A 24312-nucleotide genomic window follows, 5' to 3' on the forward strand; every position below is an offset into this window, starting at 1 on the left:
AAAACTCACCTAGGGTGCAAGGGCATTGCCCCGCATCAGGCTCCCAATCGTTTTTGCCGTAATTTTCAACTGCACTAAGGGATTAGCGGGCACAACGGTCTTGTAGAGGTAGCTATCGAAGGTGAGCTTTTGCACATCAAGATCACTACACATCTCCACAAAAGCCTCACGGGTGGCATCGGAGCGATAAAAGACTCGTTGCAGCAGATCCAAAACAAGATAGGTCATGCCGTAGGCTTTGTCCCAGCGCTTTAGGTAGAGCTTGAGATCTTCTTCGGTAGGGATACGGCGACCGCTGTTGGAGGTCTCGACAATCGTTTCAGCACACAGGCGCGCTGACTTGGCGGCAAAGTAAATGCCTTCTCCGGAGGACTTGGTCACGGTACCCGCCGCATCCCCCACAAGGGCCACGCGACCGACCACTCGCCGAGGTCGAGGATGCTCAGGAATGGGGTGGGCTTCCACTTTAATAATTTGCCCCCCCTCCAGTTTGGCGGCAGCGCGGTTGCGGATTCCTGCTTGCAATTCCCGAATACGGTCTTTATTGACCTTCATGGTGCCAGTACCCACGGCTACATGGTCATATTTCGGGAAAACCCACGCATAAAAGTCAGGGGACACGTCATCCCCCACGTACATTTCTGCTAACTCGTTGTAGTAGGCCATTTTGTCCTCAGGCAGGCGAATCCGCTCCTGGTAGGCAATGGCGTAGTTGTAATCGCCGGCATCAATTTCCTTGGCAATGCGAGAATTTGCGCCATCGGCACCAATCACCACATCCACTTCGAGGGTCTGAACTGCGCCATCTTCTTGGACATAGTGGAGGGTGTAGGGCTGATCGCTGGTGATGGGCTGCTCTAGCTTAAAGACAGTGCCATTGATCAAGTTGGCGCCCAAATCCGCTGCCCGATTGCGCATAAAGCTATCGAGGACTTCGCGGCGGCACATACCGATATACTCGTGCTCCTTGAGGGTATGGCCAATGTTCACCTCAATGTTGGAGGGGGATATCATTTTCATTTTGCGCACGCGGCGGTCAATGATTTCCGGGGGTAAGTCAAATTCACTGACCATGCACAGGGGGATCGCACCGCCACAGGGCTTGGCATTGTCTAATTTACGTTCAAAGAGATAGGTTTGGATTCCGGCTTTGGCTAAGGTTTCGGCGGCTGAGGAACCCGCTGGACCACCACCGACTACGGCTACCCGAAGTGACAACGGACGACTCCCAAATTTTGGCTAACAAACAACAGTTTGGATACTATCACGGGAATTTTTTGTCTTCAAGGATTTAATCCCGAAAAGCCACATCTGTAACAGTTTTCAACATTTGGTCATCCTTAGTGATCTGCTAGGATAGATCCATCTATTGGCTAATAATTGGTCCAACCTGGGGACTGGAGCGTGAAGTGACCGGATTTGTCTCTCGCGGTCGAGAATGGTATCATTTGCGAGGTTGTAAAATTTACGCCATTTCCCAGAGAAGTTAAGGTAGGGCATTCACATGGCATCGTCTCCTGTTGCGCCCGTTGTTTTGGTGATTTTGGATGGCTGGGGCTATCGCGAAGACACCTACGGTAATGCGATCGCCAGCGCCAATACCCCTGTGATGGACAGTTTGTGGGAAGCCTATCCCCACACATTGATTTACACGTCTGGGAAGGCGGTGGGACTCCCCAAGGGACAAATGGGTAACTCCGAGGTGGGGCACTTAAATATCGGTGCCGGTCGCATTGTTCCCCAAGAATTGGTGCGCATTTCCGATGCGGTCGAAGATGGCAGCTTCTTTAGCAATCCCGTCCTTGTGCATCTGTGTCAAACCGTGAAGGAACGCAACGGTAAGCTGCATTTTATCGGTCTGTGTTCTGCTGGGGGGGTGCATTCCCACATTGAGCATCTTTACGGCTTGGTGGAACTCGCCAAACGCCACGGGTTGCCCGCCTGTATCCATGCTATTACCGATGGTCGTGATACGCCCCCCCGCGATGCAGCAGGGGTCCTTGAGGAATTGGAGCAACGCCTGAAAACCGCCGGCTGCGGACGAATTGTGACGGTAAGTGGTCGCTACTATGCCATGGATCGCGATCGCCGCTGGGACCGCACCGAGGCCGCCTACCGCGTTATGACCAGCAATGAGCATATTCAACCCCTCCGGGCAGTGGATGTGGCCCGTAAGTCCTACGCACAGGATATTGGCGATGAATTCATTGTGCCCACACGCATTGCTGAAGGAGCCGTTGAACCTGGCGATGGGGTGGTGTTTTTCAACTTCCGTCCTGATCGCGCTCGCCAGCTGACCCAAGCCTTTATTGATTCTGACTTCAGCGGTTTTGAACGGACGCTGATTACGCCCCTTGAGTTTGTCACCTTTACCCAGTACGACGCTAGCTTTAACTGTGGGGTTGCTTTCCCGCCGCAAAATCTCAGCCATATCCTCGGAGAAGTGATTGCTGAGCATGGCCTCAAGCAACTGCGGGCAGCCGAAACAGAGAAATATGCCCACGTCACTTACTTCTTCAACGGCGGCCTTGAGGAACCCTTCCCCGGCGAAGATCGCATCCTCATCCCCAGTCCCATGGTGGCCACCTATGATCAAGCCCCCGCCATGGCTGCCCTCGCTGTAACCGAATCCGTCAAGAGGGCCATTGAGAAGCAGGAGTATGCCCTCATTGTAGTTAACTTTGCCAACCCCGATATGGTGGGGCACACGGGGCAGTTGGCGGCGACGATTCAAGCCATTGAAACCGTGGATCGCTGTGTGGGGGTCTTGGTGGAAGCGGCCACAAAAGTGGGGGGAACGCTGCTCATCACCGCAGATCACGGCAATGCCGAATACATGATTGATCAGGACGGCAACCCCTGGACGGCTCACACCACCAACCCGGTCCCCTTTATTTTAGTGGAAGGGGAGAAACGCAAAATTCCTGGCCATGGTGGCAATGTCATTCTTCGGCAAGATGGCTGTCTTGCGGATATTGCCCCTACGATTCTTGAAATTCTGGAGCTGCCCCAACCCCCGGAAATGACGGGGCGATCGCTAATTGTCAGTGCACCCTATGAAACGCGCCTAAATCGCACCCCTGTTTCCCTCAAGATCTAAAGCCTTCTCAAGGGCGACGGCAAAGGAATTTTAAGATTTTAAGAAATCTTAAAATAGGAATAGTGCTTGTCGTATTTTTATGGCCTCATTTCGCTCCATTCTGGGTTACTATCGTGCCTACCGGGGGATAGCGATCGCCAGCATTACCGCCGCCAGTGTGTGCGAGCTGGTGGACTTACTTGTGCCCTATGCCATTGGTCAAATTCTCAACCTGCTCTCCCAACAACCCCTTGACCCGCCAGTGGTGGCGATCGCCCATAGACTCCAAACATGGACAGGCTGGGGCGATACCTTTAGTGCTCATCTCGCCGTTCTCGGCAGTATTGTTTTTTTGGCCACTGTGGTGCGCGCCCCGATTCAACCGTGGCTGGGGGTATGGTTCCACTGGTGGATTGCCTTGGCGGCCCGTCGCGACCACACGCGCCAAGCCATCGAGAAAATTCTGACCCTTCCCCTCGAATTCTTTGAGGAAAATAACCCTGGCCGCATTGCCAACCGGGTCACCAAAGGGATTGCCAACCATACGTGGAGCTATCCAGAAATTGCCGGTCAACTGATTCCCAAACTCGTACGGGTCCTGGGGATTGGCGTGATTGTCTGGTGGTTGGATTGGCCGATCGCCCTTGGGCTGTTGATCTCCTTTACAGTCATCTTGGTGCTGACCCTGCGCATCCTAAGGCGCATTATTCAAAAGGAAGAAATCCTCGACAGCCACATCGAAAGCACGGAAAGCCGCACCTCAGAGATCATCACCAATATCAAAACCGTCAAGGCCTTTGCCACTGAAGCCCGTGAACTCGCTCGCCAGAAGCAGCGGCTGGATCGCGAGTTCAAGATGGTGATTGACCGCATCCATCGCGGCTACATGCACCTAATCACTTGGCAGGGAGCGGTGGTGCAGTTTTGCCTTTTTAGTTTGTTGGGATTTTCCCTAGCAGCGACCATCGCTGGACGGGTCTCCATTGGCCACTTTATTACGATTTACACCCTTGCCAGTATGGCCTATGCGGAAATTACGCCTCTCTCGCAGGTGTCTGAGGTGTTTGCGCGGCGCTATGCCTCAATTTTACGCTTCCATGAATTTATGGAATTGCCCGCCGGTCGCGATGCCATTGATCTTGAGCAACCGGAAATTCCCAGCCTGAAGTTTTCGGGCAAGGTGGATTTTCAGCATGTTTGGTTTAGCTACACGCCAGGGCGTCCCATTCTGCGGGATATTAACTTACTCATTGAACCCTGCCAAACGGTGGCCCTAGTGGGGCGATCGGGTTCGGGGAAATCCACCCTAATCAAGCTCCTCTTTCGTTACTTCCAGCCGGAGCAGGGACACATTCTCATAGATGGCCAAGATATTCAAACCCTCGATGTCCGCGCCTATCGCCGCCGGCTGGCTATTGTCCACCAAGAAGTCGATGTCTTTAATGGCACCCTCTGGGATAACCTGACCTATGCTAACCCCAATGTCAGTGCCGACGCCGTCTATGAGGCCTGTGCCATTGCGCGGGTGGATGAATTTGTGCAGCAGTTGCCCTTCGGCTATCGCACGATTGTCGGTGAACGGGGGTTGCGGCTTTCGGGGGGACAGCGGCAGCGGTTAGGGATTGCCCGTGCCCTCTTGGCGGATCCTGATGTGCTGATTTTTGATGAGGCAACGTCAAGTCTGGATTACGAATCAGAGCGGGAAATTCAGCTAGCCCTACGCGCCATTACGGGTACTCGCACAATGATTGTGATTGCCCACCGCCTGAGTACAGTGCGGGATGCCCATCAGATTGTGGTGCTGGATCAGGGCACGATCCGTGAGCAGGGCGACCATGACACCCTCCTTGCCCAAGGGGGATTGTATGCCCATCTCTATTCGATTCAGCGCGATCGCCCCCCCACCGCTTAAACTACCAACTAACTGAGATTTACCCCCAAGAAGCGATCCAAGAGCCGATACCGCCAAAAGCTGCGCAAAAGAATCATCCAGAGTAGGACAATTAGCACAATGAGTGCCCACAATGACCAGGAGAGGGGTTCTAGCTCCGCCACCGATCGCAGGGTGGGCGATGTGCTAATGATGACAAAGCCAGCCAGTAGGATAACTACAACCGCAACATACCGCCAGTTGCCCACTAGGGGAGCACCGCCGACCCATACGGGATGGGGAGGCTTTAGGAAAAGCACTAAACAGAGGGAGGCCAAGATCAGACTCGTCACCAAGGCCGTGCGCGCGATCGCTACACTCTGGCTCAATTCCGAGAGCATCTCGCGATCATTCACCAGGTCTGGATCAAACCGTCCTTGGAGCAATTCCACAAGGGGTGTTAGTTCCCGTGCTAAAACCCCTAAGTACATGAAAATGGCTAACAGCGCCAGGCTCAGGGTGGCGGGGATGACAAAGTGCAGCAGTGAACGAATCAAGGAGCGATGGGGACGCGGCCCCGGCACTGCCCAAAAAGCCACCGCCAGTGTGGGTAAACCCACTCCCCACAGCGTTAGCAGGCTATTGTGCTTAATCAGCAGTGGGAAGGCGCGCCCTGCCATAACAGTGACAAGGCACAGTAAACTAAAGCTAAAGACCCGTACCAAAAAGAGCTTGCTGACATCTTGAATACCGTTGTAGATGCGCTGCCCCTCGCGAAAGGCCTGCCGGTAAGGCTGCAAAGGAATCCGCAAGCAGCACAATATCAGCCACATTGCGGGTAATGGCACTGCCACTTTCCATAGCGATTCCCACATTAGCTTGCTTCAGGGATAGGACATCATTCACACCATCACCAATCATTGCCACCTGATGTCCGAGGGCACGCAAGCGAGTGACGAGTTTAGCCTTTTGCTCTGGTGTAATGCGACCAAAAACCGTGGCTTTCTCAGCCATTTGATCAAAGCTGGGATCATCCATAGCGGCCAGTTCTGTCCCGGAGATGGCGATCGCCCCCCCATCGAGGCCAATTTGCTTGCCAAGGGCAACAACAGTTTCCGGGTGATCCCCGGAGATAATTTTGACTTGAATTCCAGCTTGCTGAAAACGGGCTAGCACCTCACGGCATTGGGGTCGCAGGCGATCGCCCACCCAAATCACTGCCAAGGGTTCCAACTCTGAGGGCAACACAGGAGTTTCCTGCCGCTCATCCCAAGTGGGATCACTGCCACTGCGGGCAAAGAGGAGCACCCGCAATCCCTGCTGTCGCCCTCGCTGGAGCAGCTCAACCACCCTAGGGGAGAGGTCCTCACTCTTGAAGAGGACATCCGGTGCCCCCAAAATAAACGTTTCCGAGTCGTGCCAGGCGACTGCACTCCACTTGTAGGCGGAGGAAAAGGGAATTTCGAGGCGCATCGGCTGGGGAGTTCCCGCAAAAGCCTCCGTTAGGGCAACAATGGTACGGTTGGGACTGCTGACACTAGCCGCAAACTTCCCTAGGGTTGCTGCCGTTTGCTGCTTCGCCTCGCTGAGAGGGTACCAGCTATGGAGTTCAAGGGCATTGGCCGTTAGGGTTCCCGTTTTATCAAGGCAGAGAATATCCACCCCACTGAGGGACTCAATGGCATTGACCTGCTGCACCAAGACATTGGCACGGGAAATGCGCAGCGCCCCCAGGGCATAGGTGAGAGTAATCGTAAGGTACAGGCCCACAGGGACAAGGCCGGCAATTACGGCTGCGGCTTGCACGCTCATTTGTAGAGTGGTCAGGCGCACCAAGAGCGAGAATAGAACCAATAGCCACAGGAAAACCGCCAGGGCAAGAATCACGCGGATAATCAGGTTAATTTCCTGCTGGAGGGGTGTGAGTTTATGGTGGTGGGTTTTGGCGGCAGCAGTCAGTTGATGGGCAGTGCTCTTTTCCCCCACCTGCTCGGCAACATAGGCAGCGGCACCGCGCACACAAAAGCTGCCGGAATAGAGGCGATCGCCCGCCCGCTTGGGAACGAGATCTGACTCCCCTGTGAGCAATGACTCATCCACTTGGATCTGTCCATCGCCAACCACTCGTACCATCAGCAACGATTTGATCTCCAGGCGCCAAAAGGAGAATATCCCCTTCTACGACCTCTGCAGGATCGATAATCACCTCCTGGCGATCGCGCAGCACCTTAACGCGGGGTCGGCTTAAAAGGCTAATGGCATCCAGTTGGCGTTTGGCGCGAATTTCTTGAATGATACTGATGATGGCATTGAGAAACACAACAACAACAATCGCCACCACATCCCCTGGGCGACCTAAAAAGATCAAGATGACGCTAATAAAAGCAAAAACCCCATTGATAAACGTGAAGAGGTTTTCCCGCAAAATCTCGCCATAGGTGCGATTGCTTTCACTCACCTGACGGTTAATGCGGCCTCTAGCTTGCCGCTCCGCTACTTCCGCTGCAGTAAGACCGATTAATGGGGTTGTCATATTTCAGGTTTCCGCTGGCTTCACCACCAATACCGAACAGAGGGCATCGGCAAGGACGGCACTACTGACGGAGCCCTGAACCACGCGCTCCACGCCAGTGAGGCCGCGACTGCCCAGCACAATCAAGTCAGCACGGTAGATATTTGCAAGGCGTAAAATTTCCTCTACGGGATCACCGCTCACAATTTCAATTTCTGAATCACAGGGAAGCTGGCGTTGAAACCGTTGTAAATGCCACTCAATACTGCGGTAGGTTCCCATTTGGGGATGCAAGGAGGGGCGATCAGCGCTGACCCCAAACCCCGACTCCACCGGTGAAATCACATGACTGAGAATCACTTGGGCATCTGGGTCTAAGTTTAACTGTGCCACCGCCGCCATCACCCGTGCCGATAACTCACTGGTATCGAGGGCAACTAAAATTGTTTTGAACATACCTGTGACGTTGTACTTGCAATCTCCTAGTCTGCCACAAGAGCGCCAGCAGCGGTCAAAGTGCCCCTTGGGATACCCTCTTCCGAGGATGATTAACCACACCCATAATTCATTTTCCTGAAAACTCGTAAAACCGCTGGCACCCGTATTAAATTACCCTCTCTCAGTTTTGTACTAAAAGTTTTGTAGTAAAGAGGATATTATCATTGCAGCAATGGCTACTACCGGCAAACCACATCAGCTAAGTAAAAGTACTCAATGATGGTGTCAACATTTGTTACAAAAGCGGCCGGGGATCATAAGACTTATGGAGAACCCCTATGAAACGCTGACATTTCCTCGCATTCCCAAGGGGATCGCAGTAGCTTGAGGATCAGTACAGGACAGCCTGTGAATATGTTGTGACGGTGTCGGGCTGTTATAAAAAAGGCCTTGATAAGTACACCAAGGAATTGTTCTGTAAAGACTGCAAACCCTATCCAAGAGTGCCTATGAAAGTTGGGGTCGTTAAGGAACGCGAAGTAGGAGAACAACGAGTTGCCCTAATTCCCGAGGTCGTTGCCAAGCTGGTGCAGCAAGGATATCGCCTCTGTGTGGAGTCCGGTGCAGGGGATATGGCTCACTTTAGCGATGATGACTACCGGGCCGCGGGGGCAGAAATTGGTTACTCCATTGAAGAGGTCTGGGGCGGTGTGGATGTGCTGCTCAAGGTGGCGCCCCTGCGCGATCGCGAGGTAGAGTGGATTCGCCCTGGCACCACCTTAATTAGTTTTCTCAATCCCTTGGGCAATCCATGGCAGATGCAGCACTTAGCAGAGCGGCATATTACTGCCTTTGCCCTTGAATGTATTCCCCGCACCAGTCGCGCCCAGAGTATGGATGCCCTGTCTTCCCAAGCGGCAGTGGCGGGCTATGGGGCGGTGATATTGGCGGCTTCCCATCTACCGCGCTTTTTCCCCATGTTGACGACGGCAGCGGGTACGATTCCTCCTGCCAAGGTGTTTGTGATTGGGGCAGGGGTGGCTGGCTTGCAGGCGATCGCCACCGCCCGACGTTTGGGAGCCGTGGTTGAGGCCTTTGATATTCGCCCAGCGGTCAAGGAAGAAGTGCAAAGCCTCGGGGCCAAATTCGTTGAAGTTAATCTTGAGGAGGATACCGTTGCTGCCGGCGGCTATGCCAAAGAGGTTTCTGAGGCTGCCAAGCACAAAACCCAGGAGGCGATCGCTGCCCATGTCCGCAGTGCCGATGTGGTCATTACCACCGCCCAAGTTCCCGGCAAACCGGCTCCCCTGTTGGTTACAGAACATATGGTGGCCAGCATGAAACCGGGTTCAGTCATTGTGGATTTAGCCGCTGAACAGGGGGGCAACTGTGCCTGCACAGAACCGGGGCGCTCCATTTGTCATCAGCGGGTTACCATTATTGGCCCGATTAATCTGCCCTCGACAATGGCGGTGCATGCCAGTCAAATGTATGCCAAAAACATTTCCACACTCTTGAAGTATCTCACCCCCAAAGGGGAATTGATCTTGAACTTTGGCGATGACATTGTGGATGCCGCCTGTATCACCCATGAAGGCCAGGTCCGCAACCCACGGGTACTGCAACTCCTGCATCCTGCCCAAACCTTGGCACCAATGCTTTAGTTCTTTTCTCAGGGGGTTAGTTCAATGACAGATCCTGTGCTTGTTGGTCTGATGATTTTTGTCCTGGCCAGTTTCATTGGCTTTGAGGTGATTAACAAAGTCCCACCCACGCTGCATACTCCCCTCATGTCTGGCTCCAATGCCATTTCTGGTATTGCTGTGATTGGTGCCCTGCTGATGGCGGGGAGTGGGCAGACAGCCTTAACAGTGGTCTTGGGATTTATTGCGACGGTGCTAGCCACGATTAACGTGGTGGGCGGTTTTTTGGTCACGGATCGCATGTTGCAGATGTTTAAGCGGTAGGAACCATGGATTGGCTAACACGCATTGAAGAATTGAGCTATCTGGGTGCTGCGGCGCTCTTTATCCTCGGTTTGAAAAAGTTGGGGTCGCCGGCCACGGCCCGCCAAGGCAATCGCCTTGCCGCCTTGGGGATGTTGATTGCGATTGTGGTTACGCTTCTTGATCGCCAGATTATTAACTACACGGGCATCCTAACAGCCATTGGTCTCGGCAGCGTCATTGGCGCGATCGCTGCCTACAAAGTGGAAATGACGGCCATGCCCCAGATGGTGGGGTTACTCAATGGCTTAGGAGGGGCCGCCTCTGCCCTGGTGGGCATTGGTGAATTTTGCCGCACTGTGGCCATGGGTGAACCACTGACTCCCAGCGCACTTATCACCATTATTTTGGGGGTGCTCATTGGCGGGGTCACCCTCACTGGTAGCCTTGTTGCCTTTGGTAAACTTCAGGGACTGATTTCAGGAACCCCGATCATTTTTCCGATGCAGCAGGTCATTAACCTCGGCTTGCTGGTGGTTTTCTTGGTTGCCAGTGGCTGGGTGGGGTTGCATCCAAGTCAGCTGCCGATGTTCTGGGGCTTGGTGGCGATCGCCAGCATTTTGGGGGTGCTCTTTGTCCTGCCCATTGGTGGTGCCGATATGCCAGTGGTGATTTCCCTCTTGAACTCCCTCTCAGGGCTGGCTGCCAGTGCCGCTGGCTTTATCGTTGGCAACAGCATGTTGATTATTGCAGGTGCCTTGGTGGGAGCTTCAGGGCTGATTTTAACGCAGATTATGTGCAAAGCCATGAATCGCTCCTTGGCCAATGTCCTCTTCAGTGGTTTTGGTAGTACGACGACCGGTAACGCGGCGGTGACGGCTCAGGCCACGGCGAAGTCAGTGCGCACCATTGACCCTGAAGAAAGTGCAATGATGCTCGGCTATGCCAAGTCGGTGGTCATTGTCCCCGGCTATGGAATGGCGGTGGCTCAAGCGCAGCACAGCGTCAAAGAACTAGCAGATCAATTGGAGCGGCTCGGTGTCGATGTCAAATACGCAATTCACCCCGTTGCCGGTCGCATGCCGGGACACATGAATGTGCTGCTGGCCGAGGCCAATGTCCCCTACCCCCAACTTAAGGACATGGAGGACATCAATCCAGAATTTGAGAATGTGGATGTGGCACTGGTGATTGGCGCCAATGATGTTGTCAATCCCGCTGCCCGCACCAACCCCGGCAGCCCCGTGTATGGAATGCCCATTCTCGATGTGGATCGGGCACGGCACACAATTGTGATCAAGCGCAGCCTCAACCCGGGCTTTGCTGGTATTGACAATGAGTTATTCTACAAAGATAAAACCCTGATGCTTTTTGGCAATGCCAAGGAAGTACTCAATCAACTCATTGCCGAGGTGAAACACCTCTAGGAGGGGCTGGAGGCCACACTGCGCTCAAATACCGGGGCAATTTCCGCAAGGTCAAACTGATCTAGGCGATCAAGTACCCAATGACACCGACGCTGCAGCATATGGAAGGGATAGGTGTGGGCTACCCCCAAGACTTTGACATCAGCTTCGCGGGCGGCTTGAATCCCCACTAAGGTGTCCTCGATCGCCAGACAATCAGCGGCTGTGAGATCACTCCCTAGGGCTTGCAAGGCTTCAACGGCACGTAGATAGGGGTCAGGATAAGGTTTGCTGCGTTCCACGCTTTCGGCACTGATAATGCAGTCCACAATCGAGTGGAGCTGGCCACGCTCAAGGGCTAAGTCCACATCGGATCGCACAGCACCGGTGACAATGGCGATTTTCAATTGCGCAGCATGGAGTTTCTGCAGCAGGGCGATCGCCCCCGGAAAGAAGGGAAACGGTTCGATACTAGCCAAGCGAGTGCGGTAGGCGGCTGCCTTTTGAGCCACCAGTTTATCCAAATAGGCCGGGGTCACTGCCCGTCCTCGGCGGCTGAGGAGGTTATCCAAACAGGCGCGATCGCTCCGTCCCAAGCAAAAAAGGTCGTACTCCCCCCGCTGCGGTCGCAAATTTTCTTGCAGCAAGATCTCCTCAACGAGGGCAGCATGAATGGCCTCATCGTCGAGAATCACACCATTGAAGTCAAACAAAACAGCCTTTAGGGGCATACCTAGGGGGCTAACTCTGGGAATAACCGCTGAATCTGCGCTTGGAGTTGCTCCGCCTCGCTGAAGTGCGCCATCTCCGCTGGGGGGCGCATGAGGGATTCTCCGACTAAAATGGCTTGGGCGCCGGCTCGTGCCACCCGTTCGACATCGGCCCGCTGCTGAATGCCCGATTCGCTGACCACGAGGATGTTGCGATCGCGCAATTGCGCCCCATACTTGGCCAAAAGTTTTTCAGTAGTGGCCAGATCAACACTAAAGTCCGTCAAGTTGCGATTGTTGATCCCCACAAGCTGTACTTCCTCCAGTGCCAGCACCCGTTCCATCTCCTCGGCGGTGTGTACCTCCACGAGAGCCGTTAGACCCAACCCACGGGCAATCCGCAGAAAATAGCCCAAATCCTTGTCCGAGAGGATAGCCGCGATCAGGAGCACTGCATCGGCACCCCGCAGCCTTGCCAGAAACATCTGGTAGGGATAGAGGATAAAGTCCTTGCATAGCAGTGGCACCTCCACCACTTGGCGAATTTGGGCGAGGTATTCAAAGCTGCCCTGGAAAAACTCACTGTCCGTTAGGACGGAAAGGCAGGTGGCACCGGCGGCAACGTAGGCTTGGGCGATTGCCACCGGGTTAAAATTGGGCCGAATCATGCCTTTACTGGGGGAGGCCTTCTTGACCTCAGCAATCAGCGCTGGCTGGGTAACAGGATTCTGGAGAGCCGCCAAAAAAGAACGCACCGGTGGCGCATCCAGTACCTGGCGCTGCAAATCAGCCAAGGGCAGGACTTCCCGCAGTTGCTCCACCTCCTGTTCTTTGTGCCAAACAATCTTCTCAAGAATGTTGCGAGGGGCATCATCGGCCACCGGCACTTGGTAGTGGAGGTTGTGAACAGTGACAGCGGGATTGGGAGGACGGCGGCGAATTTGCATAGTCAGCTTCGTAGGGAGTTGCAATCGTTGACCATAAGAATAAACCACAAGGACAACCCTTAACCACCCTGCCTAACCCTGCTATGGTGTCAAAGGAGCAGTAGGAAACCACTGTTGATGGCCATTGGCGTTTGGGTTCTAGGGGATCAACTGTCGCTACAGCAGGCTGCGCTGCAAAGTTGCGCCCATCCTGTCCCCGTCATCCTCATTGAGTCCCACCAGTGGGTAAAACAACGCCGCTACCATGCCCAAAAACTGGTGCTGGTGTGGTCGGCGATGCGGCACTTTGCCCAAGACCTGGAAGCGGCCGGTTGGCCAGTGACCTACGCGATCGCCCCCGACTTTGCCACGCCGCTGCGGCAGTGGATCAGTGCTTACAACATCCACGAAGTGCGGGTCATGCAACCTAGCGATCGCCCCTTTCGTGACTTCATTGCCACCTTGGACCTGCCCTGTGCCATTAAATTCCTGCCGAACAATCACTTTCTCTGGTCAGAAGCGGACTTTCAGCAGTGGGCAGCCGCTCGCAAAACCCTTGTCCTGGAGCACTTTCTACCGTGCAGGGCGGCGGCGGTTTCAGATCCTGATGGAGGGCAAATCTCCCTGCTGGCGGCAAATGGAACTACGATGCTGAGAACCGCCAAGGCGCCCGCTGCCTAACCTCAAACCCCCGCCACCGCTGCGCTTTTGTCCCGATAGGATGACCCAAGAAGTCATTGAAACAGTGCGCCAAGGAAACTTTGACACCTATGGCCAGATCGAACCCTTTTACTGGGGGGTTAGCCGCGCCCAAGCCCTGCAAGTCTTGGAAAACTTTATTGAATACCGCTTGCCCCAGTTTGGCCCCTACCAAGATGCCATGGTGGTAGGAGAAGAGACCCTGTGGCACAGCCTTCTTTCCCCCTATTTGAATTTAGGCCTCCTGTCTCCCCAAGAAGTGATTGATGCGGCCTTAGTGGCCTACGGTGAACGGCAACTCCCCCTGAATAGCGTTGAGGGGTTTATTCGCCAAATTCTCGGCTGGCGCGAGTATATGTATGGCCTTTATCACTACCTCGGTGCCGACTACTGTCAGCGAAACTTCTTTCAGCACCGCCAATCTCTGCCGGCTTTCTTTTGGCAGAGCGATCGCACCGCCAAAATGAACTGCCTGCGCCACGTTCTGCAGCAAATTGAGTGCACTGGCTATGCCCATCACATTCAGCGGCTGATGATCCTGGCCAACTTTGCTCTCATCGCTGGCCTCTCGCTCCTCACGAGGTGGAAAACTGGTTCCACAGTGTCTTTATTGACGCCTATGATTGGGTGATGCAAACCAATGTCTTGGGAATGGGCTTATTTGCCGATGGCGGCCTCTTGGCCTCCAAGCCCTATGCCGCCTCCGCTAACTACATTCAGCGCATGAGTAATTATTGCCAAGGATGCGCCTATGATCCAAAGCAACGTGTGGGCGATCGCGCTTGCCCCTTTAACTTTTTTTATTGGCATTTCCTAGCACGCCATCGCCACAGTCCTGAGTCGGCAAGGACGCATGGGCCATTGCCCTTAAAAATCTGGAAAAATTGAGTGCCTTGGAAATGGCCGCAATTCAACAGGAGGTAGCAGCGGTGGCATTTTGAAAATTCATAGACCGAGAAGATATCAACTGTATTTCAGATGTATTTCAGATTACATTTACTTGTAAAACTTGAACCCACCTTTTCTGAGTCATCCAGTCATCTATTGATGATCTAATTGATGATCTATAGATGTTTCGAAAGGGAGTGATATATTACAAAGAGAGATAAATTACCCTTGAAGAATCCTCTGACACCCTTAAAAAACATGAGCGATAGCTTAGACTACAAGAGCCGGTTATCTCCTATGCTAAGCAAGGTAGCGAATGATGATGAGATGATTTGCAATTATGCTGCTTATTCTGCCGCCTAATGCCTCATTCTTTGTTGGAGTAGCTATCATTCAAACCTAAGGTATTTTTCAAATCCACTAGGGAAAGCTTAACCAAAAGATAACCGAAAAATAATGTTCTCCTATGCTGAATTCGACATAATTTAGACAGGTGGCATCAAGCGTAAGTGCAGTTGTCGCTTTCGAGCAATTCAATTCGATGCTCATTCCGGGGGGATACGCAAATGAATGAGACACTAAAGGGCACATCCAAAGTTCAGCTTGCCGCAGCCACCACCTTGGCAGACCTGCCCTATTTTTCCTATCAGGTTTCCCCCGAGACCATGGCCGAAGAGGTGGCTGAGCAATTTCAACGTGATCCTGAGCTACCAGGGGTCTTAGTGGTAGCAGGCGATCGCGTCATCGGCATGATCTCCAAGGTCAAGTTTTTTGAGCGCATGAGTCAGCAATTTGGCCGGGATCTATACTTGCCGCGCCCCATTAAGTTAATGCCGGAAATTGCCAATCCCAAAGTTCCTCCGCTTGTCTTGATGGCACGCACCCCCGTTGAAGAAGCTGTGGAGCAGGCCTTGAATCGCCCCCCTGCCTTTGTCTATGAACCCATTGTCGTGCGCACGGGCAAGCAACTGGTCTTGGTGGATATGCGGGTCGTCCTAATTGCCCAGGCTCAAGTCCTGAGTAGGAAAAATCTTTTTATTCAGCAGCAGCACCTCCACACCCAGCAAATCCTTGAGAGCCTAAGAGTGGAAAAAGAGCGCAACCAGGACTACGCCAAGCGCCTTGAAAGCGAGCTCACCCGCACTCAACAGATGAATGAAGCCCTAGAGCAGCAGGAGCGCTCTGTCCGTGAGCAAGCAGAGCGGATTGCTCAACTGAACCAACGGTTTATTTCCATCAGCCAAGTGCTCTCAGAGCGCGGCCAAAAGGCCTTTCAGGAAACCTTCACAGGGGTTAACCAAATTACCCGCCACACCGCGGAGGTCTATCGTCTCAGTGAAAGGCTGAAGCGGGACGTGGAGATTATTGACCAAGCCACCCATCAAATTGCCGAGATTACCCGTCAGGTGAAGAACCTGGCGGTGCAAGCGGGGTTGATTGCCAGTCGCAGCGGCCAGCGAACGGCGGGCTTTGATTTTATTACTGAGGCAATTAACAAACTCGCCAACCAAGTGGTTGTTGCCAACCAGCAGGTGGAGGAAATGGCCAATCATTTTCGCCATCACATCCGCGAAGTGGTGCAGTCCACCGCCTCTGGCGAAAAAATCGCGCGATCGCTCCTCAGTCAAGTAGAAACTACTCAGCAAGCCATCCAAGAACTGCAAACCCTCCTGGATGCTGAGGGTACAGCCGCCGCGGAAACGGAGGAGGAGGTTCGGGCAACCGCTGTGGTTGCTTAAGGCGGTAGATTTAGGCCATGGCTACAGGGTATCTTGGAGCTAGAAACCCTGTAATTTCTAGGCTTGATTTCTAGGATTGAGGATGCCCCAACCCACTGTTATTCTCCATGGCGGTGCCGGCAGTTCGCTCCAAGACAAAGGTGGTCTCATTCCTGTCCGCCAATCCCTCCATGGCATTGTCACCCAAGTGGTTCACGCCCTCAAAGAAGGGGCAACGGCAATTGAGGCAGTGGTTTTGGGGTGTCGGCTCCTAGAAGATGAACCGCGCTTCAATGCCGGCACAGGCTCGGTGCTGCAGTCCGATGGGCAGATTCGCATGAGCGCCTCTTTAATGGATGGGCAGCGGCAGCGTCTTAGTGGTGTCATCAACGTCTCGCGGGTAAAAAATCCCATTGATCTTGCCCACTGGCTACAACAGTGTCCCGATCGCGTTCTGTCCGAAGTGGGGGCAGCAGAATTGGCTCGTGAATTGCAGCTTCCTGTGTATCAACCCCTAACGGATCAGCGACTCTACGAGTGGCTCGAGGAACGCAAGGGCAATTTCTCAAAATCAATGGCGAGGGTGGTGGCCGAAGAGGCAAGACGGGGCACGATTGGTGTCGTGGTTTTAGATCAGCAGGGACACTTGGCTGTGGGGACTTCCACTGGCGGCAAGGGTTTTGAGCGTATTGGGCGGGTGAGTGACTCCGCAACCCCAGCTGGCAATTATGCCAACCGCTTAGCAGCGGTCAGTTGTACAGGCATTGGTGAAGACATTCTCGATGAGGCGCTGGCCACGCGGATTGTGGTGCGAGTAACCGATGGCCTGTCCCTCGAGGCGGCCTTTGAAAAATCCTTTCGGGAAGCTGCCAGTCGGCAACGGGATTTTGGCGCCATTGGCTTGGATCATCAGGGGGCGATCGCCTGGGGTAAGACCTGTGATGTTCTTCTTGCGGCCTACTGGGATGGCACGGCCATTGGCGATACCTTGGAATTACCACCGGGGCTACAGGTGGGCAGTCAGAAATAATTTATCCTTGATGTCAAATTTTTTTATTGCTTGCTGCATCGGATTGGGTGCATCCGTTGGGGCAAACGCCTATAATTTAAATGTTTTTACATTTGGCCGATGTCCCTTGAGGGAACCCTATGACCAACACGACCTCGCCTGCCATTCTCAATCCGATCGCCCGTCCTGAAGTTCCCCAAGAACTTGCTGAAAATATCATCCTCACATCCCTCAATGATGTCTATGACTGGGCACGGCTATCGAGTCTCTGGCCACTCATGTATGGCACGGCCTGTTGCTTTATTGAGTTTGCGGCCATGATTGGCTCGCGTTTTGACTTTGACCGTTTTGGCTTGGTGCCCCGCAACAGTCCCCGTCAGGCAGATTTGATCATCACCTCCGGCACCATCACGATGAAGATGGCACCGGCTTTGGTACGCCTTTACGAGCAAATGCCCAACCCCAAGTATGTGATTGCCATGGGTGCCTGCACGATCACAGGGGGCATGTTTAGCTCTGATTCTTATTCCGCTGTGCGTGGTGTCGACAAGCTAATTCCCGTAGATGTCTATTTGCCCGGCTGTCCGCCCCGTCCAGAGGCCATCATGGATGCCATCGTCAAGCTGCGCAAGAAAATTGCCAACGAACATATCAATGAGCGGGGTAACCTTGCCCAAACCCATCGCCTCTTTACCGCCAAGCACAAAATGAAACCCGTGCCGCCCCTTCTGACTGGCCAATATCTCAATGCTCCTAGTCGTCAAGCGCCTCCCCCTGCCCTTGCGGCAGCGATGGGAATAGCCGTTCCTGCCCTTGCAGAAGCTGTGAGCGAAACCAGCAGCGCTGCAGAATAATTCAAATTCAATCTTTCTTGGTAAAAAGGTAGTAAGCAATGGCAGTTTCAACAGAGCTTTTAATTCTTGGTGCGTATGTGGCCTTGGCAGGGCTGTATCTGCTGGTGGTGCCGGCGATCGTCTATGCCTATTTGAATGCGCGCTGGTATGTGGCTAGCTCCTTTGAGCGGGCGTTTATGTACTTTCTAGTTACTTTCTTCTTTCCGGGGTTACTCCTGCTCGCCCCCTTTATTAACTTTCGTCCACAACCGCGCTCCCTCAATTCCTAGGTGCTATGCGCCGCATTGATGTCCTGAGCATTGGTGTTGGTCTTTTCTTTGGCGGTGGTTTGGTCTATCTCCTGTTGCGGCTGGCCGAAGTTGAGCCACTTCAGGCGGGAGTTTGGAGTCAGGCTATTTTTGTCTTGGGAATTCTAGGCTGGCTGGCTACTTACCTACTGCGGGTCTTTACGGGTCGGATGACCTACCACCAACAACTCAAGGACTATGAAGAGGCACTTCTCAGCGATCGCCTAGCACGGCTGTCGCCAGAGGAGCTAGCGGCCCTCGAAGCTGAAATTCTCGCGGAAACCACCCCTACGGCTGATCCTGAATTGGGGGATAATTAGCTCAGGTTTCCCCTATGGCTTGGCAATGCACTTTCCCCGCTCCTGTGGTTTATTGCTCCATCCCACCTCCCTTCCTGGTGGTCACGGCATTGGTGAGTTGGGTGCCGCTGCCCGTGAGTTCTTGGAATTTTTAGTGGCCAGTGATCAGCAGTACTGGCAAGTGCTGCCCCTAGGCCCCACCGGCTTTGGGAATTCTCCCTATATGTGCTATTCCGCTATGGCGGGTAACCCGCTGCTGATTAGCTTGGAGGAGGTCGCAAAAGCGGGTTGGTTAACGGAGGCTGATCTAGCGCAGATTACCCTTGAGAATCGCGATCGCGTCGATTTCGACGCTGTGATCAGCCAGAAACTGCCGCTCCTACGCCTTGCCGCGCAACGTTTTCAGAGTCAAGCCACCCCAGGAGACTGGCAGGCCTTCCGCGACTTCCAAGCCCTTGCCCACTACTGGCTGCCCACCTATGCCCTCTTTATGGCGATTAAGGAGCACCATGAGGGACAACCGTGGTATGAATGGCCCGCTCCTTTGCGCGATCGCGAGCCAACCGCCCTTGCCGCTATCCAAGTTGTTCTCAAAGACCGCATTTTTGAGTACGAGTTTCAGCAATTTCTCTTTTACCAGCAGTGGCACGCCCTCAAGGAAGCCGCCAATCAACGGGGAATTCAAATTATCGGTGATATTCCCATTTACGTTGCCCACGACAGTGCCGATGTCTGGGCTTTTCGCCAATTTTTTGAACTCAATCCAGAAACGGGGGCAGCTGCCCTCATGGCCGGTGTGCCCCCCGACTACTTTAGTGCCACAGGACAACTGTGGGGCAATCCCATTTACAACTGGAAAGCCCTGGCTGCCGATGGCTACTCTTGGTGGATTGAGCGCTTCCGTGCCCTCCTCTCCTATGTGGACATTATCCGTGTCGATCACTTTCGCGGCTTTCAGGCCTACTGGCAAGTGCCGGAAGGGGAGAAAACAGCTGTCAACGGCAAGTGGCAACCAGGTCCTGGTGCTGCCTTCTTTGCAGCGTTGCAAGCAGCCTTGGGACGATTGCCCATTTTAGCGGAGGATTTAGGGGATATTACCCCCGATGTCATTGCCCTGCGGGATCAGTTTCAGTTTCCGGGGATGAAAATTCTCCAGTTTGCCTTTGGCGGTGGTTCGGATAATCCGTTTTTGCCCTTTAATCAAGAGCGCAACTGTGTGGTGTATACCGGCACTCACGACAATGACACAACTGTGGGCTGGTATCGCAACCTGAGTGACTGGGAACGGCAGCGTTTTATTGACTATTTGGGCTATACTCCCAGCGAACCCCACTGGGCATTGATTCGCATGGCCTTGGGCACCGTTGCCAACCAAGCCATTATTCCCGTTCAAGATTTGCTGGGCCTCGATAGCCATGCCCGCATGAATTTTCCCGGTACTGGCGAAGGCAACTGGGCGTGGCGGCTGACTGCTGGGCAGCTCACCCCTGAACTTGCCGCTCATTTGAAGCATCTGGTACACCTCTTTGGCCGCCAAGCGCCCCCCAGACCTCAACCTAGTGAAGCCGAAGCAGGATTTCTCAGACTGGAGAAGTAGCCCTAAGCTCGCCGTCGGCCATCGGGCATAATCGTACCCCGCAGATCCACTTCACTGAGATTGGCACCACTCATATCCGCAGCAGTCAGGTTGGCCCGCGTCAAATCGGCCCGCGACAGGTTAGAGCCTGAGAGGTTGGCATCCCCCAAGTCGGCCCCACTCAAGTTAACACCGCTGAGATCTACGGTTCCCAGCAAGCCGCCGCTAAACGTTGCCCGGCTCAGGGTGGCTCCGCTCAGGGTGGCGCGGCTCAGGTTTGCTTCGGAGAGGGTAGCACGACTCAGGTTGGCTCCCACCAAGCGGGCGCGGCTGAGATTGGCTTCTACCAAGTCGGCACGGCTAAAGTTAGCTTCCGTTAGCTCCACCTCGCGGAGATTGGCACCGCTCAGATTGGCCCCCCGCAGCTTCACCCCATTAAAGACTAGACCACTGAGATTAGCGCTGCGTAGATCCGTTTGACTCAAATCCGCATTATCCAGCAATGCTCCCTGCAGATTTGCCCCTTGGAGATTCGCGCCCCGCAGATTGGTGCCCACCAGCTTAGCATGGCTGAGGTTGGCGCCCTGCAAATTTGCGCCACTGAGATCCGCACGGCTCAGGTTGGTATGACTCAGGTTCGCGCCACTGAGATTGGCACCACTGAGGTTGACATCTGATAACTCTAGGGACGATAGATCCGCCTTTGCCAGTTCGGCGCCAACAAGGTTGGCCTTGGCAAGGTTGGCGTCGCTGAGCTTGACTTCGGTGAGATCAACGCGACTCAGATTCGCACCTGTAAGATTTGCCGCCGTTAAATTAGCACCACTCAGGTTGGCACCGCTGAGGTTTGTGCCACTGAGATTGGCATTACTGACATCCGCCTGAATTAAATCCACACGGGTCAGGTTTGCCTGCTTTAGCTCTGTTCCGTGCAAATTGGCGCCCTGTAAATTTGCTCCCGAAAGGTTAACGCCGTCGAGCGTCAATCCCCGCAGATCGGCATTGGCCAGATCCACACGGGAGAGATTTGCTCCCTGCAGCACCGTTCCCCGCAGGGTGGTTTCGCTCAGTTCGGCACGGCTGAGATTGGCCCGCGTTAGGTTGGCCCAACTGAGATCACTGCGGCTTAGGTTTGCCCCCGCAAGGTTGGCATCCACCAATTCTGCTTTGATGAGCATCGCATTGACAATTTCGGCACCACATAGCACGGCGCCACTGAGATTTGCGCCGCTGAGGTTGACCCACTCCATGTCGGCACGGGAGAGAATAATCCCCCGTAGATCAGCGTTAATAAACTCGCCATTTGTCAAACTGGCGCGATTAAAGTCCCGTTCACCGCTGGCGTAGCGTTTTAACAACTCTTGGGGATTCATCAAAAAAAATTGGGTCTGCAACTCCGCCCCTGAGAGCGGCTCTACACTCTAAGCCTAGCTTAATTCGCCAAAGTTTCAGACTACACGTGGTAGAGTTTGCCAATATGGCTTTATTCTGCTGATCAGTTAAAACCTGCTTCCCTGCGCCAGAATATTCAAGGGCAGAACCTTTCCCTTTGGGGAATTACAACTGGCACGTGGCATCATAAGAAGCAGTCATTTAACCACTCACGTTGCCACAACATTGGCCACTGAGCTGCTGTATATTCAAATATACATGTACATGCAGCAGGACAACCAGGCAAAGGCGTGATTGGCAAAGCGGTATGCAACAATGATCAGTACCAAATTAGCACCCATACACCCTACTGTGAAGAGTTCCTCAATAGGTTGATCATCAACCGAGGTGCACCGGCAATTGTTGCCCGTTGTTACGACAATGGCTCAGACCACCCGCAAGTACAACTGAAAAGCATGCCCTAGAGTCTGAATCGAGAGATTTTGCAACCCTTACTGAAAGAATTCCAGAAATAATAACAAGCGTTCAACTGTGAGTGCAACCTGCAGTTAATGTGCTAAAGTGTGACGGAGACTTGGCAAAAAACCGCTGTGCAAGCAGGTCAAGTGGTTAAAGAGGCATAAGCATTAATTATCCATGGCTCCATTCGAACATTCTGGGATTGGTAGCTTTTTTTGGAGTGTATAGTTATTTCTTCAACTGGCTGAGTTCTCCTTTGCTGCAGCTTTTGATTTCGGGCTTAAGCGCTGGGCGATGGGCTTTCCTTTGCTAACTGGAATACCCTTTGGTAGACTCACTTTTCTTCGCTGGCTGGTAAGAATTCTCATTTCTTGGTGATTGGTATTCTACCTGCTTGTTTCTGTTTTCTTGCGCAAGGTATCGCCCCGTGGCCTTGGGAAACTTGGATTCAGCATATGAAGGCCTTATAGGACTTATAGGGGCGATCAAGACTTCCATATAGGCCATTCCATACGGGTCATTGTTGTTTCGTTCGCCTATCCCTACTTTTGAGGAGATCCACGAATCTAGCACCTTAGACTTTGAATCGCTCTCGTTGCTTTGGTGGTCAGTGTTCTGCTGGAGTAATCGTTGCCTCCCACAACCATCTTTACTGAAGCGGGTTATACTCTTTAGTTGGAATAAATTTACCTATTCTAGGCCAAGGTCTGGGGTACACCTTGAGGTAGACAACAGAAATCGATAAACATAGTTTAATTTTGCTTTGCAACACTTAGTAGAGTCCTGCTTTTCTCTATCGTGCAATTCAATCCTCACCCCCTGGTGTAATTATGGGCCGTGGCGATTGTTGGACTGCTGCTGAGCTTTTTTTACTCACAACCTGCTAGAGCACACCTCACTTTCTTTATTTCTATGGCTATCCTGATATCTAATTCGGACTGATCAGCAGTCGACAGATAATATAGTAGCGAGATAATATGATAAATATTAACGGATCTGAGTTCTAAGAATAATTTATAGTTCAAATAAAATAAAATAATGAAAAACAATCGAATTTCAATCTTCCTGCCTAGTTTGGCTGGCGGCGGTGCCGAGAGGGTCATGGTAACCCTAGCCAATGGTTTTGCTGCTCGTGGGTATACCACAGACCTTGTAGTTGTTATGGCAGAGGGCCCCTACCTCAAGGATGTCGCACCGACAGTGCACATTGTTGATTTCAAAGCATCTCTCCGTGAATCATTATGGCCCCTCATGCGCTACTTACAGCGGGAACAGCCGGTGGCAATGCTATCTGCATTGACCCCTGCTAATATCGTGGCATTATTGGCAAAAATGTGCTCCCAGGTGAGAACGCGCCTGGTTATCTCGGAGCGTTCCACCATCAGTGTGGAGTGCAAGCATGCAGTCCACCCTCGAGAGAGGATAGCCCATGCGCTGGTACCATTCCTCTATAGAAAAGCGGAGGGCATTGTTGCCATCTCCCAAGGCGCTGCCTCCGATCTTGAGCAATTTGCCAAGTTACCCCGCAATTCTGTGCGCACCATTTATAATCCGTTTGACCTGGCCCGTATCCAAAAGATGGCCAGTGAACCCTCGGGGCACCCGTGGCTTGATGCCCCATTAGAGCGGCGACCGGTCATTATCGGAATTGGACGTTTAACAAAAGCAAAAAACTTTCCCCTCCTGTTGCAGGCTTTTTCTTGGTTAGCTAAGACCCATAGGGCGCGCTTGCTGATTCTGGGGGAGGGGAAGTTGCGGGAGAAATTGACACACCTGGCAAGAAATTTAGGACTGGGTCATGATGATGTTCAGATGCCTGGTTCTGTTGCCAATCCATTTGCCTATCTGTCTCGCGCAGCTTTGTTTGTCCTGTCGTCTGATTGGGAGGGGTTGCCCGGTGTGCTTATTGAGGCTCTGGCCTGTGGGACACCGGTGGTGAGTACTGACTGCCCCAGTGGTCCACGGGAAATTCTAGAGGAAGGGAAATGGGGACGATTGGTACCGGTGGGGGATGCAAAGGCATTGGCTGAGGCGATGGATGAAGTGTTGCGCACTCCTAGAGATAGGTTGCCTGATGTTCGCAAGCGGGCAGAGGATTTCAACCAAGAGCGAGCGATCAATAGTTACCTTGAAGTATTGGGTTTGCCTCCCTATGCGGAATTTCCCTTGGTACTATAGAAATCGGTAAACACAATGTAATTTTGTTTTGCAACACTTAGTAGAGTCCTGCTTTTCTCTATCGTG

At 53.1% G+C, this 24312-nt stretch carries 23 protein-coding genes and 2 pseudogenes; 17 read left to right on the forward strand and 8 right to left on the reverse strand.

What is annotated here, in order from left to right; genetic code table 11:
* Positions 1 to 9: 9 nt before the first annotated feature.
* The gene (chlP, locus tag Q0W94_RS04560; protein WP_297761763.1) at positions 10 to 1218 is read right to left on the reverse strand and encodes a geranylgeranyl reductase; all 1209 of its coding nucleotides are present in this window, start codon (positions 1216 to 1218) and stop codon (positions 10 to 12) included.
* 286 nt (positions 1219 to 1504) lie between these two features.
* Between chlP and gpmI the strand changes: the two genes are divergently transcribed.
* Both gpmI and Q0W94_RS04570 read left to right on the forward strand, forming a co-directional pair.
* A complete protein-coding gene (gene gpmI, locus Q0W94_RS04565) occupies positions 1505 to 3100 on the forward strand; it encodes a 2,3-bisphosphoglycerate-independent phosphoglycerate mutase (protein ID WP_297761766.1) in 1596 nt (531 codons plus the stop codon).
* Positions 3101 to 3179: 79 nt separating this feature from the next.
* Positions 3180 to 4991, forward strand: a complete 1812-nt coding sequence (locus Q0W94_RS04570) for an ABC transporter ATP-binding protein (RefSeq protein ID WP_297761769.1) — start codon at positions 3180 to 3182, stop codon at positions 4989 to 4991.
* Between the two features lie 8 nt (positions 4992 to 4999).
* Here the strand turns inward: Q0W94_RS04570 and Q0W94_RS04575 are convergent, their stop codons facing one another.
* Genes Q0W94_RS04575 through Q0W94_RS04590 form a run of 4 tightly spaced genes read right to left on the reverse strand, consistent with a single transcriptional unit; the run spans position 5000 to position 7917 of the window.
* Complete coding sequence (locus Q0W94_RS04575; RefSeq protein ID WP_297761773.1) at positions 5000 to 5749, reverse strand: cation transporting ATPase C-terminal domain-containing protein; 750 nt, start codon at positions 5747 to 5749, stop codon at positions 5000 to 5002.
* Positions 5658 to 7082 carry an HAD-IC family P-type ATPase gene (locus tag Q0W94_RS04580; protein WP_297761777.1) on the reverse strand — a complete coding sequence of 475 codons (1425 nt, stop codon included), beginning with the start codon at positions 7080 to 7082 and terminating at the stop codon, positions 5658 to 5660. Before Q0W94_RS04580 ends, Q0W94_RS04575 begins: the two co-directional genes overlap by 92 nt.
* Entirely contained in the window at positions 7042 to 7482 is a 441-nt protein-coding gene (locus Q0W94_RS04585) for a hypothetical protein (RefSeq protein ID WP_297761780.1), read from the reverse strand. Before Q0W94_RS04585 ends, Q0W94_RS04580 begins: the two co-directional genes overlap by 41 nt.
* A gap of 3 nt (positions 7483 to 7485) precedes the next feature.
* On the reverse strand, positions 7486 to 7917 hold the full coding sequence (locus tag Q0W94_RS04590) for a universal stress protein (protein ID WP_297761783.1): 432 nt from the start codon (positions 7915 to 7917) through the stop codon (positions 7486 to 7488).
* A gap of 491 nt (positions 7918 to 8408) precedes the next feature.
* Between Q0W94_RS04590 and Q0W94_RS04595 the strand changes: the two genes are divergently transcribed.
* Genes Q0W94_RS04595 through Q0W94_RS04605 form a run of 3 tightly spaced genes read left to right on the forward strand, consistent with a single transcriptional unit; the run spans position 8409 to position 11272 of the window.
* Positions 8409 to 9563, forward strand: a complete 1155-nt coding sequence (locus tag Q0W94_RS04595) for a Re/Si-specific NAD(P)(+) transhydrogenase subunit alpha (RefSeq protein ID WP_297761786.1) — start codon at positions 8409 to 8411, stop codon at positions 9561 to 9563.
* A 24-nt stretch (positions 9564 to 9587) separates the two neighbouring features.
* Positions 9588 to 9866, forward strand: coding sequence for an NAD(P) transhydrogenase subunit alpha (locus Q0W94_RS04600; protein WP_297761788.1), 279 nt, complete (start codon positions 9588 to 9590; stop codon positions 9864 to 9866).
* Between the two features lie 5 nt (positions 9867 to 9871).
* Positions 9872 to 11272: an NAD(P)(+) transhydrogenase (Re/Si-specific) subunit beta gene (locus Q0W94_RS04605; protein WP_297761791.1), complete on the forward strand. Its 1401-nt coding sequence runs from the start codon at positions 9872 to 9874 to the stop codon at positions 11270 to 11272.
* On the opposite strand, the gene Q0W94_RS04610 is transcribed toward Q0W94_RS04605, so the two are convergent.
* Entirely contained in the window at positions 11269 to 11982 is a 714-nt protein-coding gene (locus Q0W94_RS04610; protein ID WP_297761793.1) for an HAD family phosphatase, read from the reverse strand. The two genes, Q0W94_RS04605 and Q0W94_RS04610, sit on opposite strands and share 4 nt — an antisense overlap.
* A gap of 2 nt (positions 11983 to 11984) precedes the next feature.
* The gene (gene trpC, locus Q0W94_RS04615; protein WP_297762359.1) at positions 11985 to 12908 is read right to left on the reverse strand and encodes an indole-3-glycerol phosphate synthase TrpC; all 924 of its coding nucleotides are present in this window, start codon (positions 12906 to 12908) and stop codon (positions 11985 to 11987) included.
* A 117-nt stretch (positions 12909 to 13025) separates the two neighbouring features.
* On the opposite strand from trpC, the pseudogene Q0W94_RS12380 reads away from it, so the two are divergent.
* From Q0W94_RS12380 to malQ, 11 genes and pseudogenes are all read left to right on the forward strand, one after another.
* Positions 13026 to 13295 (forward strand): annotated as a pseudogene (locus tag Q0W94_RS12380) (cryptochrome/photolyase family protein); the annotation flags it as partial.
* Positions 13296 to 13362: 67 nt separating this feature from the next.
* Positions 13363 to 13542: a cryptochrome/photolyase family protein gene (locus Q0W94_RS12385; RefSeq protein WP_399372385.1), complete on the forward strand. Its 180-nt coding sequence runs from the start codon at positions 13363 to 13365 to the stop codon at positions 13540 to 13542.
* Positions 13532 to 13612: pseudogene (locus Q0W94_RS12390) on the forward strand (hypothetical protein); the annotation flags it as partial. The gene Q0W94_RS12385 and the pseudogene Q0W94_RS12390, both read left to right, overlap by 11 nt.
* Entirely contained in the window at positions 13609 to 14217 is a 609-nt protein-coding gene (locus tag Q0W94_RS12395; protein ID WP_297761799.1) for a hypothetical protein, read from the forward strand. The pseudogene Q0W94_RS12390 and the gene Q0W94_RS12395, both read left to right, overlap by 4 nt.
* Positions 14217 to 14474: a hypothetical protein gene (locus Q0W94_RS12400; RefSeq protein ID WP_297761802.1), complete on the forward strand. Its 258-nt coding sequence runs from the start codon at positions 14217 to 14219 to the stop codon at positions 14472 to 14474. The genes Q0W94_RS12395 and Q0W94_RS12400 overlap by 1 nt, the downstream gene beginning before the upstream one ends.
* 566 nt (positions 14475 to 15040) lie before the next feature.
* Entirely contained in the window at positions 15041 to 16213 is a 1173-nt protein-coding gene (locus Q0W94_RS04635; protein WP_297761805.1) for a hypothetical protein, read from the forward strand.
* 82 nt (positions 16214 to 16295) lie between these two features.
* A complete protein-coding gene (locus tag Q0W94_RS04640) occupies positions 16296 to 17222 on the forward strand; it encodes an isoaspartyl peptidase/L-asparaginase (RefSeq protein ID WP_297761807.1) in 927 nt (308 codons plus the stop codon).
* 119 nt (positions 17223 to 17341) lie between these two features.
* Positions 17342 to 18055, forward strand: coding sequence for a photosynthetic/respiratory NAD(P)H-quinone oxidoreductase subunit K (gene ndhK, locus Q0W94_RS04645; RefSeq protein ID WP_297761810.1), 714 nt, complete (start codon positions 17342 to 17344; stop codon positions 18053 to 18055).
* 38 nt (positions 18056 to 18093) lie between these two features.
* A complete protein-coding gene (gene ndhL / locus Q0W94_RS04650) occupies positions 18094 to 18324 on the forward strand; it encodes a photosynthetic/respiratory NAD(P)H-quinone oxidoreductase subunit L (RefSeq protein WP_297761814.1) in 231 nt (76 codons plus the stop codon).
* 5 nt (positions 18325 to 18329) lie between these two features.
* A complete protein-coding gene (locus tag Q0W94_RS04655) occupies positions 18330 to 18662 on the forward strand; it encodes a DUF3007 family protein (RefSeq protein ID WP_297761817.1) in 333 nt (110 codons plus the stop codon).
* A 25-nt stretch (positions 18663 to 18687) separates the two neighbouring features.
* Complete coding sequence (malQ, locus tag Q0W94_RS04660; RefSeq protein WP_297761825.1) at positions 18688 to 20238, forward strand: 4-alpha-glucanotransferase; 1551 nt, start codon at positions 18688 to 18690, stop codon at positions 20236 to 20238.
* Positions 20239 to 20240: 2 nt separating this feature from the next.
* Here malQ and Q0W94_RS04665 read toward each other — a convergent pair whose 3' ends face one another.
* Positions 20241 to 21611, reverse strand: a complete 1371-nt coding sequence (locus Q0W94_RS04665; RefSeq protein WP_297761828.1) for a pentapeptide repeat-containing protein — start codon at positions 21609 to 21611, stop codon at positions 20241 to 20243.
* A gap of 1495 nt (positions 21612 to 23106) precedes the next feature.
* Between Q0W94_RS04665 and Q0W94_RS04670 the strand changes: the two genes are divergently transcribed.
* Positions 23107 to 24246: a glycosyltransferase gene (locus tag Q0W94_RS04670; RefSeq protein WP_297761831.1), complete on the forward strand. Its 1140-nt coding sequence runs from the start codon at positions 23107 to 23109 to the stop codon at positions 24244 to 24246.
* The last annotated feature ends 66 nt before the right edge of the window (positions 24247 to 24312 follow it).

This window comes from Thermosynechococcus sp. (assembly GCF_025999095.1).
GTDB lineage: Bacteria > Cyanobacteriota > Cyanobacteriia > Thermosynechococcales > Thermosynechococcaceae > Thermosynechococcus.